The following is a 14830-nucleotide window of genomic DNA, read 5'->3' on the forward strand; positions in this document are numbered from 1 at the left end:
CCACGCGCTGCTGCTGGCCGCCGGACATCTGGTGCGGGTAGCGGTCTCCGTGCTCGGGCAGGCCGACCAGGTCCAGGAGTTCGGCGGCGCGTTCGCGGCGGCGCGCCGCCGGGACGCCCCGTACGCGCAGCCCGAAGGCGACGTTCTCGCGGGCGTCGAGGTGGGGGAAGAGGCTGTACGACTGGAAGACCATCCCGGCGTCGCGGCGGTTGGCCGGGACCCGGGTGATGTCCTGGCCGTCGACCAGGACCTCGCCGGAGTCGGGGTGTTCGAAGCCGGCGAGCACGCGCAGGGCGGTGGTCTTGCCGCAGCCCGACGGGCCGAGCAGGGCGAGGAGTTCGCCGGGCTCCACGGTCAGGTCGAGTCCGTCGAGGGCGGTGGTGGTGCCGAACGCGCGGCGCAGGCCGCGGAATTCGACGCGGGCGCCCCCGGTGGCGGCGGACTGGGCCGGCTTCCCGGCCTCGGTCAGGGTGGTGGACATGCGGGTCAGGGCTCCTTGCGGGAGGTGGCGGGGGCGGCGGCCGTGGTGGACGGCGCGGTTCCGGCCCGCGAGAGGAAGAGCAGCAGCAGCCAGGTGATGAGGAGGCTGAGGATGGAGACGGCCACCGACATCCGGGCCTGGGCGCCGGAGACGGAGACGATCCACACGGCGAAGGGCCTGAAGCCCAGCAGGGAGGCGATGGTGAACTCGCCGAGCACGAGGGCCAGGGTGAGGAAGGCCGCCCCGGCGAGGGAGGTCCGCAGGTTCGGCAGCAGCACCCGCCACACCACGTACGGCCAGCTCGCGCCGCAGCTGCGGGCGGCCTCGACCAGGGTGGGCACGTCCACGGCGCGCAGGCCCGCGTCGAGCGAGCGGTGGACGAACGGCAGCGCGAGCACGGTGTAGGCGAGGACCAGGACCACGGGGAAGCGCTCGTCCTGCACGGCGATGAAGGTCTGGTAGAGCGGGGTCCGCGAGAGGTGCTCGGGTCCCCAGCGCAGGACGGTGGTGATCCCGGTGACCAGGGCGATCGGCGGTACCACCAGCGGCAGCATGCACACCACCTCGACCACGGGCCGCAGCCTCGGCGAGCCGATCCGTACGGCGACCAGCGCGGGCACGGCCAGCAGCAGGGACAGCACGATGGTGGCGGCGGCCAGGCCCAGGGAGAGGAGCAGGCTCTGGGAGAAGCCGTCGGCGCCGAGCAGTTCGGTGTACGCCTGGAAGGTGAGGCCCTGGCCGGGAACGTGCACGGTGAACACGGAGGAGGCCAGGAGCGGCAGCAGGAAGTAGGTGCCGGCCAGGGCGAGTACGGCGCCGCGCCACACCCGGGGGCGGGGGCGGTGCCGGGCCGCCTTCCCGGCCCGGGCGGTGGCCTCTTCAGGGACGGCTTCGGTCACCGGGTCCCCGGTGGCGGTCTGGGCGGTCTCGGCGGTCTCGGTCATCGCAGCCATCGGGCGCTCCGTCGCTGGAGGGGCAGGTAGACCGCCATGACCAGGCCGGCGATCAGGATCATGTCGAGGCCGAGGGCGAGCGCCACGTTCTCCTGGCCGGTGAGGACGTTGCCGGAGAGGGCGTCCGCGATCTTCAGGGTGACCAGCGGTACGGAGCCGCCGACGAGGGCGGCGGCGGTCGCGTGGGCCACGAAGGCGGTGCCGAAGAGCAGGACGAACCCGCCGAGCAGGGAGGGCGCGAGCACGGGCAGGCCGACGTGGCGCCAGTACTGCCATCCGGTGGCCCCGTTGTTCCGGGCGGCCTCGCGCCACTGGGGGCGCAGACCGTCCAGGGCGGGGACGGTGACCAGCACCATCAGGGGGATCAGGAAGTACAGGTAGACCACGGTGAGGCCGGTGAAGGAGTACAGGTCCCAGCCCAGGCCGGTGAGGTCGGCGAGCCGGGTGACCACGCCGGAGATCCCGGCGGTGGCGATGAACGCGAAGGCCAGCGGGACCCCGCCGAAGTTGGCGAGGACGCCGGAGGCGGTCAGGGCGGCCGAGCGCAGGGCGGTGGAGCGGGAGGTGACCAGCGCCTGGGCGATCAGCACGCCGATCAGGGTGGCGAGCAGGGCGGTCAGGGCGGAGAGCTGGACGCTGCCGGTCAGGGAGCCGAGGTAGGGGCCCTGGAGGGAGCGGGCCAGGTGCTCGCCGGTGACCGAGGTGGCGCCGGTGGCGGGGTCGGTGCGGGTGACCGCGCCGAAGGCGATGGCGGCGAGCGGGATGCCGAAGCAGAACCCGGTGAAGACGAGGAGGGGGAGGGTGGCGAGCCAGGTGCGCGGGCCGCGCCGCCGGCGGCGGGGGGTGGTGCCGCCGGCAGTGCCCTCCGGGTGAGGGGTGGTGGGTGCGGACATCAGCTGAGGGCCTTGTCCCACTTCTCGGCGAGGACGGCCTTGGCCTGGTCGAGCTCGTTCGAGGCCGGGAAGGACGGGGTGCCCTGGACCTGGGGGAGCTTGGTGACGGCGTCCTTGTCGACGGTGCCGGCCTGGGTCATCTCCGGGAGCAGGACGGGGCGGGCGTGTCCCTTGAGCCAGATGTTCTGGCCCTCGGTGCTGTAGAGGAACTCCATCCACAGGCGGGCGGCGGCCGGGTTGGGGGCCTCCTTGTTGATGGCCTGGGAGTAGAACTGGGCGTAGACGCCGTCGGCGGGGACGACGGTCTTCCAGTCGACGCCCTTGCCCTTGAACTGCTCGGCGTAGCCGGCGTTGAGGTAGTCCCAGTCGATCGAGATGGGGGTCTCGCCCTTCTCGACGGTGGCCGGGGTGGACTCGACGGGGATGAAGTTGCCGCTCTTGCGGAGCTGTCCGAAGAAGTCGATGCCGGGCTGGATGTCGGCGAAGGAGCCCTTGTTGGCGAGGGCTGCCGCGTAGACGCCGCCGAAGGCGGAGCCGGACTTGGTCGGGTTGCCGTTGAGGGCGACCTTGCCCTTGTACTCCGGCTTGAGCAGGTCGGCGAAGGTCTGCGGGCAGGTGGGGATCCTCGCGGCGTCGCAGCCGATGGAGACGTAGCCGCCGTAATCGTTGTACCAGCGGGCGTCGGCGTCCTTCTGGGAGGCGGGGATCTTGTCCCAGGCGGTGACCTTGTAGGGGGCGAAGAGGTTCTCGCCGGCTCCGCTGCGGGCGAAGGCGATGCCGAGGTCGAGGACGTCGGGGGCGCGGGTCTGGCCCTTGCGGGACTTGACGGCGGCGATCTCGTCGGCGCTGGTGGCGTCCGGGTTCTCGCTGGAGACCTTGATCTTGGGGTACTTCGCCTGGAACGCCTTGATCATCTCGCCGTAGTTCGCCCAGTCCGGCGGCAGGGCGATCACGTTGAGCCGGCCCTCCTTCTCGGCGGCGGCGACGAGGGCGTCCATGCCGCCGAGGTCGGCCGCGGAGGCGGCGGTGGCCGGCTGGGCCTTGCCCTTGGCGCCGTCGCCTGCGGCGGGCTGGTCGGGGGCGGCACCACACGCGCCGAGGGTGGCGAGGGCGGCGGCGCTGAGCAGGACGGCCGCACCGCGACGGGCGGAGGAACGGAACACGGTCTCTCCCGGAGACGAAGGGGGGATCACTTGTCAGGCGTCACTTGTCTGAACAAGTTGGCCCCAGTTCGCCCGGGCCGGCTGTACGGGCGGTGAACGGCGGCTGGACCGCGGAGCACGGCTCGACGAAGAGACGAGAATGACCGAAAGAAGTCGTGACAGAACCTGCTGGAATGATCATGAGTGGCGGTGCGGGAGGACCCGCACCGAGGCGAGCGGGGGGCGAACGGCATGGGCACGGTCCGGTACCTGGAGATCGCGGAGGAGCTGCGCCGGGAGATCCTCTCCGGCGCCTACCCGGTGGGCGCCCGGCTGCCCTCGGAGAGCGACCTGGCGGCCCGCTGGTCCGCCTCGCGCGGGACGGTCCGCCAGGCCGTCGCCACGCTGGCCGCCGAGGGGCTCGTCCGCTCCAGCCAGGGGGCCCGCAGGATCGTCCTGCGCCACGAGCGCCGGCACAGCTTCGGCGAGCTGAACAGCTTCGCCCAGTGGGCCGAGGGGATCGGCCACGAGGCCCGCAGCCGCTTCCTGTCGCGGACCCGGCGGCCCGCGACGGCCGAGGAGGCGGAGCGCCTCGCGCTGGCCCCGGGTACGGAGGTGCTGGCCGTGCTGCGGCTGCGGCTGCTGGACGGGCAGCCCGTGATGGTGGAGCGGACCGCCTACGCGGACTGGGTCGCCGAGGCGGTGGAGGCCATGCCGGAGGACTGCCGTTCGGTGATGGACGGCCTGGCGGCGGACTCGGGGGTGGCGGCCCACTACGGCGAGCACCTGATCGACGCGCTCCCGGCGGGCAGCGAGGACGCCCGGCTGCTGGAGGTCCGGCGCGGCAGCCCGCTGCTGCGCCAGCGTCACGTATCGGCCACGCGCACGGGCCGCCCCATCGAGTGGTCCGACGACCGCTACCGGGCCGGCAGCGTCACCTTCAGTGTGAGCAACTCGGCAGTAGCCGCGCCGCTGGAGCGGCACCCGGGCGGCGGCGGGGAGCGCTGACCCCGGCCGGGCGTCCCGGGTTCCGGCTCGGCTTCCCGGGTTCCGGCCAGGCCGCTGTAGGGTCCCAGCGGAAGCGCCCGCCCCCGACCGGCCCCGAGGAACACCCTTGATCGATGTGCACCGGCTGCGCGTGCTGCGGGCCGTGGCCGACCACGGCAGCTTCAACCGGGCCGCCGCGGCCCTGCGGCTGACCCCCTCGGCGGTCTCCCAGCACATCGCCGCGCTGGAGCGCGGCCTCGGCCAGCCGGTGGCCGAGCGCAGCACGCGCGGGGTCACCCTCACCGAGGCGGGCAGGCTGCTGGTGGAGACGGCCGAGACCGTCGCGGCCGAACTGGACCGGGTCCGCGCCCGCATCGACCGGCTGGCCGCCGGCCGGCCCCGGCTGACGGTGGCCACCTTCACCAGCGGTGGCCGCCACCTGCTGCCCGGGGCGCTGTCCGCCTTCGTACGCGCTCATCCCGAGGTGGAGCTGACGGTGCTGGAGGCCGAACCGGAGGCCTCGTTGCCGATGGTGCGGGCCGGTGCGGCGGACCTGGCGCTGGCCTACCATTTCGACGGACCGCTGCCCTCGGGGGCCGGACTGTCCTGGCTGCCGCTGCTGGAGGACCCGCTGTACGCGGTCCTGCCCGCCGGACACCGGCTGGCGGAGCGGGAGACCGTCGAGCCGGCCGAACTGGCGGCCGACCGCTGGGTGCTGGGCTGCCTGAAGACGGAGGCCTTCCTGCGCCGCTACGCGGACCGGGCCGGGTTCGAACTGCGGACCGCCGCGTCCACTACCGACTACTTCTTCGCCCAGAGCCTCGTCGGGGCGGGGGTGGGCGTGACGCTGGTCCCGCACATCGCCCTGGCCCCGCCCGAGGGCTCGGCGGTGGTCCCCCTCGCCCCGCCCCGCCCGGCCCGCCACCTGGGCGTCGCCGCTCCCCTGCGCTCCCCGCACCCGTACGCCACCGCCCTGGCCCGCGCCCTGCGGACCTCGGCGGACGGGCGGGCCTGACACCCGGAGCCGGGGCCACCGGCCGGGAATCGCCCGTGACAACGCCCGCGGCGGCCGCGATCATGGCGGTCCGGTGCGTTCCTCTGGAGGAGTTGTGATGCGGGTAGCGGTGGTCACGTTCGACGGGTTCAACGAGCTGGACAGCTTCATCGCCTCGGCGTTGGTCAACCGCTGCCGCAACGACGGACTGGAGGCCTTCATCACGACGCCGGCCCCCGTGGTCACGTCGATGAACGGGGTCGAGGTGACGGGCCAGCGCCCGATGGAGTTCGTGCGCGAGGCCGAGGTCGTCCTGATCGGCAGCGGGATCAGGACCCGCGACGTGATCAAGGACGACCGGCTGCTGTCGATGCTGCCGCTCGACCCCTCGCGCCAGCTGATCGGCTCGCAGTGCTCCGGGGCGCTGGTGCTCGCCCGGCTCGGGCTGCTGGCCGGCCGGCCCGCCTGCGCGGACCTGACGACCCGTCCCTTCGTCGAGGAGATGGGCGTCACGGTGCTGGACGAGCCCTTCCACGTCGAGGGCAACATCGCGACGGCGGGCGGCTGTCTGGCCTCGCAGTACCTGGGCGCCTGGGCCATCGCCCGGACCCTGGGCGAGGAGGCCGCGCGCGCCGCCGTCGCCTACGTGGCCCCGGTCGGTGAACAGCGGGAGACCGTCGACCGCGTCATGTCCGCCATCGGCGTGCGGGACGCCGCCCTGCTCTGACCCGGCCACCGTGGCAGCGGTCCCGGTTGCCGGACGGGCCGTCGCGCACCGGGGACGGCGGCGGCTAGGTTCTGGCCTCATGCAACGACGACCCCTCGCACTCGTCCTCGACGTCCTGCTCATGCTGGTGGGCGCCCTGCTCGGGATCGCGACCAACTACGCCACCAACGTGGAGGGCGAGGTGCCGCTCCCGCTGCGGCTGCTGCGCCAATGGTCGATACCCCTCGTCGGGATCGGGCTACTCGCTCTGGTCGGCGGCCAGTTGTGGCTGCGCTGGCTGGAACGGCGGGCGCTCGCCGTCCCGGTGGCGTGGACGGCGGGGCAGCCGCCGTACCCGGGGCTGGAGGCCTTCGGGGAGGAGGACGCGGCCGTGTTCTTCGGGCGGGAGCGGGAGACCGCCGCGCTCGTGGCCCGGCTGCACCCGGCGGTCCCGGCCCGGGCTCACCGGTTCGTGAGCGTGGTCGGTCCCTCCGGCTCCGGCAAGTCCTCGCTGGTCCGGGCCGGACTGCTGCCCGCGCTGACCGGACGGCGCTCGCGCTGGACCGCGTACCCGGCGATCACCCCCGGCACCGACCCGGTGGGCGCGCTGCGGCGGGCCCTGGACGGGGCCGCCGCGGACGGGCGGCCCGGGGTGCTGGTGGTGGACCAGCTGGAGGAGCTGCTGACCCTGTCGGGACCGGGCGAGCGGGCCGCCTTCGCCGCCGCGGTCCGGGAGGAGCTGGGCCGCCGTCCGAAGCTGTGGCTGGTCGGCACGCTGCGTTCGGACTTCCTGACCGGGTTCCTGGAGGACGAACTGGCCTTCCTGGTACGGGATCCGGTGGTGATCGGCGCCCTGGAGCGGGAGGCGCTGCACGAGGTCGTGGCCCGGCCGGGCGCGGCGGCCGGGGTCTCCTTCGAGCCGGGCCTGGTGTCCCGGATCGTCGACGACTGCGGGGGCGGCGACGCGCTGCCCCTGCTGGCCTACACCCTGCAGGAGCTGTACCGGCTGGCGGGCGGCCCCGGTGCGGTGATCGGGTTCGCGCACTACCGGGAGGCCGGCGGCGTCGCGGGGGCGCTCGTCGGGCAGGCGGACCGGATCCGCGCCGAGCTGCTGGGGCCGGACGGGGACGGCGGGAGCGGGCCGGACCCGGTGGTGCGGACCCTGCTGCGGCTGGTCACGGTGCAGGGTGAGGAACCCGTCCGCAGGCGCGTCCCGCGCTCCGAACTGACGCCCGCCGAACAGGAGACGGCCGACGCCTTCGTGGCGGGCCGGCTGCTGACCTCCGACGCGGGGGTCCTCGACCTGGCCCACGAGGCGCTGCTGCGCCGCTGGCCGCCCCTGCGGCGGGCCGTCGCCGAGCACGTCGAGCAGCTGCGGCGGCGCGGCGAGTGGGAACGCTGGGCCCAGGAGTGGGAGTTCGCCGGCCGGGGCGAGGCCTTCCTGCTGACCGGGGAGCGGCTGGCGGCCGCCCTGGCCTGGCAGGAGCAGGCCCCCGCCGGGCTGGAGGTGTCGGCGCTGGTGGCGGAGTACGTGGAGCGCAGCGCGCGGGCGGACGGCGCGGCCCGGGCGCGTACGGCGGACGCGGTGGCGGCCCGGGTGCTGGAGAGCCGCGAGCCGGAGGCGGCCGTCGCGGTCGCGCTCGCGGCGGTCACGGAGTGGGCGCCGACGCCCTCCGCCCTCCAGGCGCTGCGGACCGCACTGGACGGGTCGCTGTTGCGGGCGGTGCGCGGGGATTTCGGCGCGGCGGTGACCGGGGCGGCCTGGTCCCCCGACGGGGCGCGGCTCGCGGCCTGTTCGGGGGACGGGCGGCTGCGGGTCTGGCAGGCACGCGCCCTGGAGGAGGGCGGCGGCCCGGAGGACGGGGAGGGGCAGGCGGCCCCGGTCGTCCTCGACGTGCCCGGCGACCGGCCCCGTGCGGTGGCCTGGTCGCCGGACGGCGCCCTGCTGGCCTGCGCCGCCCAGGACGGCCGGCGCGCCCAGGACGGCCGGGACGGCCGGCTGACCGTCTGGGACACCGCCACCTGGCGTACGGTGGCCGCCCTGCGGCAGCCCGGCGCCACGGACGGGGCCGGCGACGGGCTCGCCGGGCCGGTGTTCTCCCCGGACGGCCGCCGGCTGGTGTGGGCCGGGGCCGCCGGGGAGCTCCGGCTGTGGGACACCGCCTCCTTCGCCCCGGCAGGGTCCCTGCGGGCCCCGGCCGGGGCTCTGTGCAGCGCGGCCTGGTCGCCCGACGGGGGCCGGATCGCCGCCGGCGGGGACGACGGCACCGTACGGATCTGGCCGGCGGACGGCGGGGAGCCCGTGACAGCCGGAGCCGCCCAGGAGGACGCGGTGACGGCCCTGGCCTGGTCCCCCGACGGCACCCTGCTGGCCTCCGCCTCCGCGGACCGCACGGTGGTGCTCCGGGAAGCGGCCACGGCCCGGGCGGTACGGTCCCTGTCGAGCATGGACAAGATCGACTGCCTGGCCTGGTCCCCGGACGGGACCCGGCTCGCCGCCGGCGACCGGCACCGCAACGTCCGGATCTGGGACCTGGAGGCCGATGCGGGGGCCGACGGGGAGGGCTCGGCGCTCTGGCTGACGGGTCACCAGAACGCCGTGCGGGCGGTCGCCTGGACCCCCGACGGGCGGCGGCTGGCCACCGCCTCGCGGGACCGGACCCTGGCCGTCTGGGAGCCCGCCGCCCCGCCCTCCGTACTGCGCGGCCACACCGACTCGGTGTGGCAGATCTCCTGGTCCCCGGACGGCGGCGCGCTGGCCAGCGCCTCGGAGGACGGGACCGTACGGCTGTGGCCCGCGCCGGAGTTCGGGCCGCCGCGGGTCCTGGCGGCGGGGCAGTGCGGGGACCTCTCCTGGTCCCCCGACGGCTCGCGGCTCGCCGTGGGCCGCCGCGACGGCGCGGCCGCGCTGTGGCTGCGCGACGGGACCAGGTCGGCCGAACTCCCGGGCGCCCACGGCGCGGAGGTGTCGACGGTGTCCTGGTCCCCCGACGGCACCCGGCTGGCGACGGGCGCGCGCGACGGTCTCGTCCACGTCCGGGACGCGGCCGGCCGGGAGCCGGTACTGGTGCTGCGCGGGCACGGGGACTGGGTGACGGGCTCCGCCTGGTCACCGGACGGCAGCCGGCTGGCGACCTGCGGGACGGACCGTACGGTCATCGTCTGGGACACCGCGACGGGCCGGCGGCTGCGCACCCTGGAGGGGCACGAGGACCAGGTATGGGAGGTGGACTGGTCGCCGGACGGGCGCCTGCTGGCCACCGCTTCCCGGGACCGCACCGTCCGCCTGTGGGCCCCGGACGCCGACGGTCCGGCCGCGGCGGCCGCCGTGCTGGCCGGGCACGACGACCGGGTCCAGGACGTCGCCTGGTCCCCCGACGGCAGCCTCCTGACCTCCGTCTCCCGGGACCGGACGCTGCGGCTGTGGGACCCGGCCGCGGCCGGTCCCGTCGCCGTCGTCGGACTCCACGCCGACTGGGTCAACGGGGTGGCCTGGGCCCCCGACGGCAGCCGGATCGCCACCTCCTCGCGCGACCGCACGGTCCGCCTGTGGACCCCGGCCGCCCGGGACGGCGCCGGGCCGCTGCTGCGCCTCGCGGCGGGCCGGGTCCTGCACCCGCCGACCCCGGAGCAGCGCCGCGCCCACCAGCTGCCGCCGCCCGCCGCGCCGGCCCACGGCCACGCGGGTGAAGTGCGCCCCGGCGCCGGTTCCCGCCCGGGGCGGGGCCCGTTGGAAGGGGCGTGAACACCCCCATAGACTCGATAAACACCGCCCCGCCGCGCCCGGCCGCAGTCCCGGCCGGTGCCCCGCTCCCAGGCCCCTGGAGCGTCTCGCCCCGGGGCCCGTCGGCCGCACCACCCGCTCCCGGCGACCCGCCGGGGCCGGCCGGGCCGCCGCTCCCCCGCGTCCGGTCCTCGCTCGGCGGCGGGGTCCTCTCCGTGACGCTGGCCGGGGAGTTCGACCACTACAGCTGTCTGCCCCTGCGGGCCCTCCTCGACGAGGGCGCCGCGCTCGGCGCCCGCCGGCTGGTCCTCGACGCGGCCCACGTCAGCTTCTGCGACTCCGCCCTGGCGCACCTCCTGGACCGGTGGGCCGGCGGCGGGCGCACCTGGGAGCTCGCCCGCGGCTCGCGGTCCGTGCGGCTGCTGCTGGAGCTCTGGGACCGGCTGGACCGTGCGGCGGAGCCCCCGATCCGGAAGCGGGGGTGAGGGCGTCACTTCCGCGGTCCGGGTGTCGTTAGGCGCTCGGGGCTGATTCGGGGGACGAAGGGATGGCGTGAATGCGGCAGTTTCCGCTGGAGATGCACCAGGTGGCGCCGGGGCGCCTCGTCGAGTGGCGGTTGCGCTCCACGACCGCCCCGGGCGCGGCGGACCGGAGGGCTTCGTTCAACCAGGACAAGCACTTCACCGTCGCCGAAGAGAGCCGTGCGGACGGCGACCGGGTCGCCTCCTGGGTGGCCGTCACCTTCGAGGTCGACGGGGTCCTGGACGAACCGCTCCTGGCGCGGGCCCTGTTGGGCTTCGTCCAGCGGCACGAGGTGCTGCGCTGCGAGTTCCTGCGGCTGGCGGGGGAGGTGTCCTGCGCTCCCCTGCCGGCCGGTGAACTCGCCCTGGACGCCGTGGAGGTGGCCGCGCACGGTTCGGCCGGCCGGCTGGGGGCGTTCCTGTCGGAGCGCTTCCAGCGGAGCATCGACACCCTGTCCTGGCCGCTGTTCGTGATGGGCGCGGTGGTCCGGCCCGAATCGTCGACCGTCTACCTGGCGTTCGACCACATCGTCTGTGACGGCATGTCGATGCCGGTCGTCGCCCACCAGGTGCTCACCGCGTACGAGGCACTGGTGCGCGGTGAGGAGCCCGAGCTGCCGCCGGCTCCGAGCTACCTCGACTTCGCCGACGAGCAGCGCCGCCGCTACCTGTCCATCGACGCCGACGACGCCCGCCTGGGCTACTGGAAGTCCTTCATCGAGCGGGGCGGGGAGTTCTTCCCCCGCTGTCCGCTGGACCTGGGCGTGGAGCCGGGCCGGATGTACCCGATCGTCAACGAGGCCTCCTGGCTGCTGGACGCCGCCGAGGCCGAGGTGTTCGAGAAGGTGTGCCGGGAGACCGGGGCGAAGCCGTTCATGGGGCTGCTGGCCTCCGTCGCCGTGTGCCTGCGGGAGGCCGGCGGGCCCGGGGTGTACCGGGGGTTCATGCCGGTCAGCGAGCGCGGCCGGGAGAAGTGGACCGACTCGGTGGGCTGGTTCGTCAACACCCTGCCGATCGAGTTCGACGCCTCCCCCGGCAAGGACTTCGCCCAGGTGGTGGCCGGGGTCGGCGAGGGGTTCCGGGAGATGATGCGGCACCTGGACGTGCCGTTCGTACGGGCCTGGGAGCTGCTGGCTCCGGAGGAGTTCGCTCTGCGGTCCTGGCCGTACGCGGTGAACTTCTTCTCGTACATCGACATGCGCCGGTGTCCGGGGGCCGAGCGGCACGAGGAGTGGCGGCCGACCACGCACGTGTGGTCGGCGACGGGGAACGGGACCTGCTCGTGGTTCCAGCGGGACGCGGACGGCCTGCACATGAACTCGCTGTACGTGGACACCCCGGCCGCGCGGCGCACCATGGACGACTTCCAGGAGGCGTTGCGCCGGACGGTGCAGTGCGTCGCCCGTACGGGCGGCTTCCGCAGGCCGGTGGGGCTGACGGCACCTCGGCGGCCCGAGCCGGATCCGCGGGCGGCACGGGTCAGGGGCTGAACTCCGGGAGGGCGGCGGCCCGGCCGAGCAGCAGCTCCCGTTCGCGGGCGTTGCGGGTGAGGGAGGCCGCCTTCTCGAACTCGGCGCGGGCCTCGGCTCCGCGTCCGAGCCGCTCCAGCAGGTCCCCCCGTACGCTCGGCAGCAGGTGGTAGGAGCGCAGGGCGGGTTCCCCGGCGAGGGCGTCGACCAGCGGCAGCGCCGCCGCGGGGCCTTCGGCCATGGAGACGGCGACGGCCCGGTTCAGCTCGACCACCGGTGAGGGCAGCAGCCGGACGAGACGCCCGTAGAGGGTGGCGATGGCCGTCCAGTCGGTGTCCTCGTAGCGGACGGCGGCCGCGTGGCAGCCCGCGATGGCGGCCTGGAGGGAGTAGGGCCCGGTGCCCGCGCGGCCGAGGGCTTCGACCCCGCGCCGGATCAGGAGCCGGTTCCACCGGGACCGGTTCTGGTCGGCGAGCAGGACCGGTTCGCCGTCGGGGCCGGTGCGGGTGGCGGTGCGGGAGGCCTGGAACTCCAGCAGGGCGGCGAGCCCGTGCGCCTCGGGCTCGTCCGGCATCAGGGCGGCCAGCTGCCGGGCCAGGCGCAGCGCGTCCTCGCAGAGGGCGGGACGCAGCAGGTCGTCGCCGGCCGTGGCCGCGTAGCCCTCGTTGAAGATGAGGTAGATGACCTCCAGGACGGAGGCGAGGCGCTGTTCGCGGTCGGCGCCGTAGGGGACCTCGAAGGGCACGCCGGCCTTGGCCAGGGTCCGTTTGGCGCGGACGACGCGCTGGGCGACGGTGGGCTCGGAGGCCAGGAAGGCCCGGGCGATCTCCTGGGTGGTGAGCCCGCCCACCAGGCGCAGGGTGAGCGCGATCCGGGCGTCGGTGGAGAGGACCGGGTGGCAGGCGGTGAACACCAGGCGGAGCAGGTCGTCGTCGATGTCGTCCGGGTCGGCGGGCTCGGCGGGCGGCGGTGCGTCCTCCAGGGTCCGGCCGACCTCGGCGAGCTTGCGGGCGTAGGTCTCCCTGCGGCGTACGAGGTCGACGGCCCGGTGCCGGGCGGTGGCCATGAGCCAGGCGCCGGGCCGGTCGGGGATTCCGGAGACGGGCCACTGCTCGAGGGCGGCCACGAGGGCGTCCTGGGCGAGTTCCTCGGCGATGCCGACGTCCCGCACGATGCGGGTGACGCCGGCGATGATCCGCGCCGACTCCATCCTGAACACCGTCTCGACCGCCCCGGCCGTGGTCACTACATCTCCTGGATCTCGCGGACCTCGGCGCCCACGTGCCACGACGTCGGATGGGTCTCCAGGAACCGCTTGGTCCACTCGAGGGCCTCGGCCTTGTCCTTGCACTGCAGGAGGGCGTATCCGCCGACGACCTCCTTGGTCTCGGTGAAGGGCCCGTCGGTGAAGCTGATCTTCCCGCCGGACCAGTCGAGGCGGGTGGCCTGGGCGGTGGGGAGCAGTCCCGCGGTGTCGAGCATGACCCCGGCCTTGGTGACCTCCTCCAGGAGGGCGCCCATGCGCTGCTCGAACTCCGGCGGGAAGTCCTGCGGGGGGAGGTCCTGCTCGTCGATGCGGATGAGTGTCAGGAAGCGCGGCATGGTGACTCCTCGGTGGGACGGGCGGGGGCTCTCCCCGCCTCTCACCCCTGCGTCGAACGGAAGGGGACCGGATCGACAGGTCCCGGAAAAAAATCTTTCCGGGGATCTCCGTCAGGCGCACCAGAAGAACATCGTGTCCTGTCCGGAGCGCCGGTCCTCGTCCGCGGAGGCCCATTCCTCGGCCTCGAAGCGGATCGCCTTGAGGAAGACCTCGACGGTCTCCCGGACCTGCGGGTCCACCCGGGCCAGCACCGCCTCGTGCGCGGCGACGAACTCGGCGGCCAGCTCGGTCGGGAAGGTGCCCATCCAGGGGGTGGTGTCCCCGGCGGGCGGGAGGCGTACGGGCGGGCCGGACGTGAGGATCCGGGAGAGCGCCAGACGGGCCGGGACCCCCACGCGCGACAGCTCCTCGTCCACCGTCCAGAACCAGGACTGGCGGCGCCAGTCCCCGAGGTCGTGGGTGTCGGAGAAGTACGAGGAGATCAGCGCCTGCAGGGCGTAGTGGTAGCCGGGGCCCTCCGCCGCCCCGACGGTGCCGTCGAGCAGCTCCTCCAGGGCCTGGGCCACGGAGACCTCCAGGTCGATGCCCTGGCCGTGCAGCCGCCCGTCCACGGTCCGGCACTTCTCCCGAACCCTGCCGAGCGTGCGCTCCTGCTCGGGCGTGCGCTCGACGGCGGTGAGCAGCCTCATGGCGTCGCGCATGCTGCCGGTGCTCATGACTAGGTGACCCACGGTCACATCCTTCCCCAGGCGATGCTTCATGTTCTCCGAACCGGGCCCTTCCGGCGAAACCGGCGGGCTGGTCGGTCCTGCTCCGAACGGCGGGCCTACCGGCTGTCCCCCGACCAGTCCCAGCGGTCCGGGTCCGCGGCGCGGCGGCGGTAGTGGGCGCGGCCGCCCGGCCCGTAGCGGCCTATCTCGGTGGGCAGCCGGGCCTCCTCGGCCAGCCGGGCGGGGCTCCAGCCGGTGACGTCGAGGAGCAGCCCGTCGAGGGGGCCGCCGACCAGCTCGCCGTAGGCGTGGCCGGGGCGCGGGCCCGGATCGGGATCGTCGTGGTCGGCGCCGTAGACCCTCCGGCGCGGTGTGCTGAGGTCCATGCGCCCAGGATCACAGGCGCCACTGACAACGGGCGGCGGCGCCACTCCGCCTAGGCTGGCGGTGACACCGGCACGAACGAGGAGAGCACCGCCCATGGACCGTCGGGTGCACCGGCCTCTGGAGGACCAGGAATTCGACTTCATCACCGGCATGGCGCAGGGGACCGCGGTGCTCGCCTACTTCACCGGCAGCTGGCCGAAAGCCGTCGAGGCCTCGCGGGCGCTGGACGCCGTCGTCGCGGAGGTGGCGCGGGAGTACGG

At 74.8% G+C, this 14830-nt stretch carries 14 protein-coding genes; 6 read left to right on the top strand and 8 right to left on the bottom strand.

Going from position 1 to position 14830, the window contains the following annotated elements; genetic code table 11:
• From VR44_RS16600 to VR44_RS16615, 4 genes are all read right to left on the bottom strand, one after another.
• Positions 1–481, bottom strand: a 481-nt coding sequence (locus VR44_RS16600; protein WP_045948282.1) for an ABC transporter ATP-binding protein, incomplete at its 3' end; no start/stop codon positions are given.
• Positions 482–486: 5 nt separating this feature from the next.
• Entirely contained in the window at positions 487–1434 is a 948-nt protein-coding gene (locus VR44_RS16605; protein WP_245691871.1) for an ABC transporter permease, read from the bottom strand.
• Positions 1422–2327 (bottom strand): ABC transporter permease, encoded by a 906-nt coding sequence (locus VR44_RS16610; RefSeq protein WP_045948283.1) that lies wholly within the window; start codon positions 2325–2327, stop codon positions 1422–1424. The genes VR44_RS16605 and VR44_RS16610 overlap by 13 nt, the downstream gene beginning before the upstream one ends.
• Positions 2327–3490, bottom strand: a complete 1164-nt coding sequence (locus VR44_RS16615; RefSeq protein ID WP_094191700.1) for an ABC transporter substrate-binding protein — start codon at positions 3488–3490, stop codon at positions 2327–2329. Before VR44_RS16615 ends, VR44_RS16610 begins: the two co-directional genes overlap by 1 nt.
• Positions 3491–3721: 231 nt before the next feature.
• Here VR44_RS16615 and VR44_RS16620 point away from each other — a divergent pair, with 231 nt between their 5' ends.
• The 6 genes from VR44_RS16620 (at position 3722) to VR44_RS16645 (ending at position 11891) form a co-directional block, all read left to right on the top strand.
• Entirely contained in the window at positions 3722–4477 is a 756-nt protein-coding gene (locus tag VR44_RS16620; RefSeq protein WP_045948294.1) for a GntR family transcriptional regulator, read from the top strand.
• 106 nt (positions 4478–4583) lie between these two features.
• Positions 4584–5471, top strand: coding sequence for a LysR family transcriptional regulator (locus tag VR44_RS16625; RefSeq protein WP_045948284.1), 888 nt, complete (start codon positions 4584–4586; stop codon positions 5469–5471).
• 97 nt (positions 5472–5568) lie between these two features.
• On the top strand, positions 5569–6177 hold the full coding sequence (locus VR44_RS16630) for a DJ-1/PfpI family protein (RefSeq protein WP_045948285.1): 609 nt from the start codon (positions 5569–5571) through the stop codon (positions 6175–6177).
• 79 nt (positions 6178–6256) lie between these two features.
• Positions 6257–9901 (top strand): nSTAND1 domain-containing NTPase, encoded by a 3645-nt coding sequence (locus VR44_RS16635; RefSeq protein WP_063778925.1) that lies wholly within the window; start codon positions 6257–6259, stop codon positions 9899–9901.
• Positions 9898–10365 (top strand): STAS domain-containing protein, encoded by a 468-nt coding sequence (locus VR44_RS45035; protein WP_045948286.1) that lies wholly within the window; start codon positions 9898–9900, stop codon positions 10363–10365. Before VR44_RS16635 ends, VR44_RS45035 begins: the two co-directional genes overlap by 4 nt.
• Before the next feature lie 71 nt (positions 10366–10436).
• A complete protein-coding gene (locus tag VR44_RS16645) occupies positions 10437–11891 on the top strand; it encodes a condensation domain-containing protein (RefSeq protein ID WP_045948287.1) in 1455 nt (484 codons plus the stop codon).
• On the opposite strand, the gene VR44_RS16650 is transcribed toward VR44_RS16645, so the two are convergent.
• From VR44_RS16650 to VR44_RS16665, 4 genes are all read right to left on the bottom strand, one after another.
• A complete protein-coding gene (locus VR44_RS16650) occupies positions 11881–13116 on the bottom strand; it encodes an RNA polymerase sigma factor (RefSeq protein WP_045948288.1) in 1236 nt (411 codons plus the stop codon). The two genes, VR44_RS16645 and VR44_RS16650, sit on opposite strands and share 11 nt — an antisense overlap.
• Positions 13116–13472: a YciI family protein gene (locus tag VR44_RS16655; protein WP_045948289.1), complete on the bottom strand. Its 357-nt coding sequence runs from the start codon at positions 13470–13472 to the stop codon at positions 13116–13118. The genes VR44_RS16650 and VR44_RS16655 overlap by 1 nt, the downstream gene beginning before the upstream one ends.
• A 111-nt stretch (positions 13473–13583) precedes the next feature.
• Complete coding sequence (locus VR44_RS16660; protein ID WP_045948290.1) at positions 13584–14189, bottom strand: DUF7691 family protein; 606 nt, start codon at positions 14187–14189, stop codon at positions 13584–13586.
• A 110-nt stretch (positions 14190–14299) separates the two neighbouring features.
• A complete protein-coding gene (locus tag VR44_RS16665; protein ID WP_042813840.1) occupies positions 14300–14569 on the bottom strand; it encodes a hypothetical protein in 270 nt (89 codons plus the stop codon).
• Positions 14570–14830 lie beyond the last annotated feature (261 nt).

This window comes from Streptomyces katrae (genome assembly GCF_000966975.1).
GTDB lineage: Bacteria > Actinomycetota > Actinomycetes > Streptomycetales > Streptomycetaceae > Streptomyces > Streptomyces katrae.

What these genes read in the sequence shown, in the direction of transcription:
- VR44_RS16660 (WP_045948290.1), bottom strand. Translation starts at nt 14,189, where the DNA reads ATGAGCACCGGCAGCATGCGCGACGCCATGAGGCTGCTCACCGCCGTC.
- VR44_RS16635 (WP_063778925.1), top strand. Translation starts at nt 6,257, where the DNA reads ATGCAACGACGACCCCTCGCACTCGTCCTCGACGTCCTGCTCATGCTG.
- VR44_RS16630 (WP_045948285.1), top strand. Translation starts at nt 5,569, where the DNA reads ATGCGGGTAGCGGTGGTCACGTTCGACGGGTTCAACGAGCTGGACAGC.
- VR44_RS16655 (WP_045948289.1), bottom strand. Translation starts at nt 13,472, where the DNA reads ATGCCGCGCTTCCTGACACTCATCCGCATCGACGAGCAGGACCTCCCC.
- VR44_RS16665 (WP_042813840.1), bottom strand. Translation starts at nt 14,569, where the DNA reads ATGGACCTCAGCACACCGCGCCGGAGGGTCTACGGCGCCGACCACGAC.
- VR44_RS16610 (WP_045948283.1), bottom strand. Translation starts at nt 2,327, where the DNA reads ATGTCCGCACCCACCACCCCTCACCCGGAGGGCACTGCCGGCGGCACC.
- VR44_RS16620 (WP_045948294.1), top strand. Translation starts at nt 3,722, where the DNA reads ATGGGCACGGTCCGGTACCTGGAGATCGCGGAGGAGCTGCGCCGGGAG.
- VR44_RS16605 (WP_245691871.1), bottom strand. Translation starts at nt 1,434, where the DNA reads ATGGCTGCGATGACCGAGACCGCCGAGACCGCCCAGACCGCCACCGGG.
- VR44_RS16645 (WP_045948287.1), top strand. Translation starts at nt 10,437, where the DNA reads ATGCGGCAGTTTCCGCTGGAGATGCACCAGGTGGCGCCGGGGCGCCTC.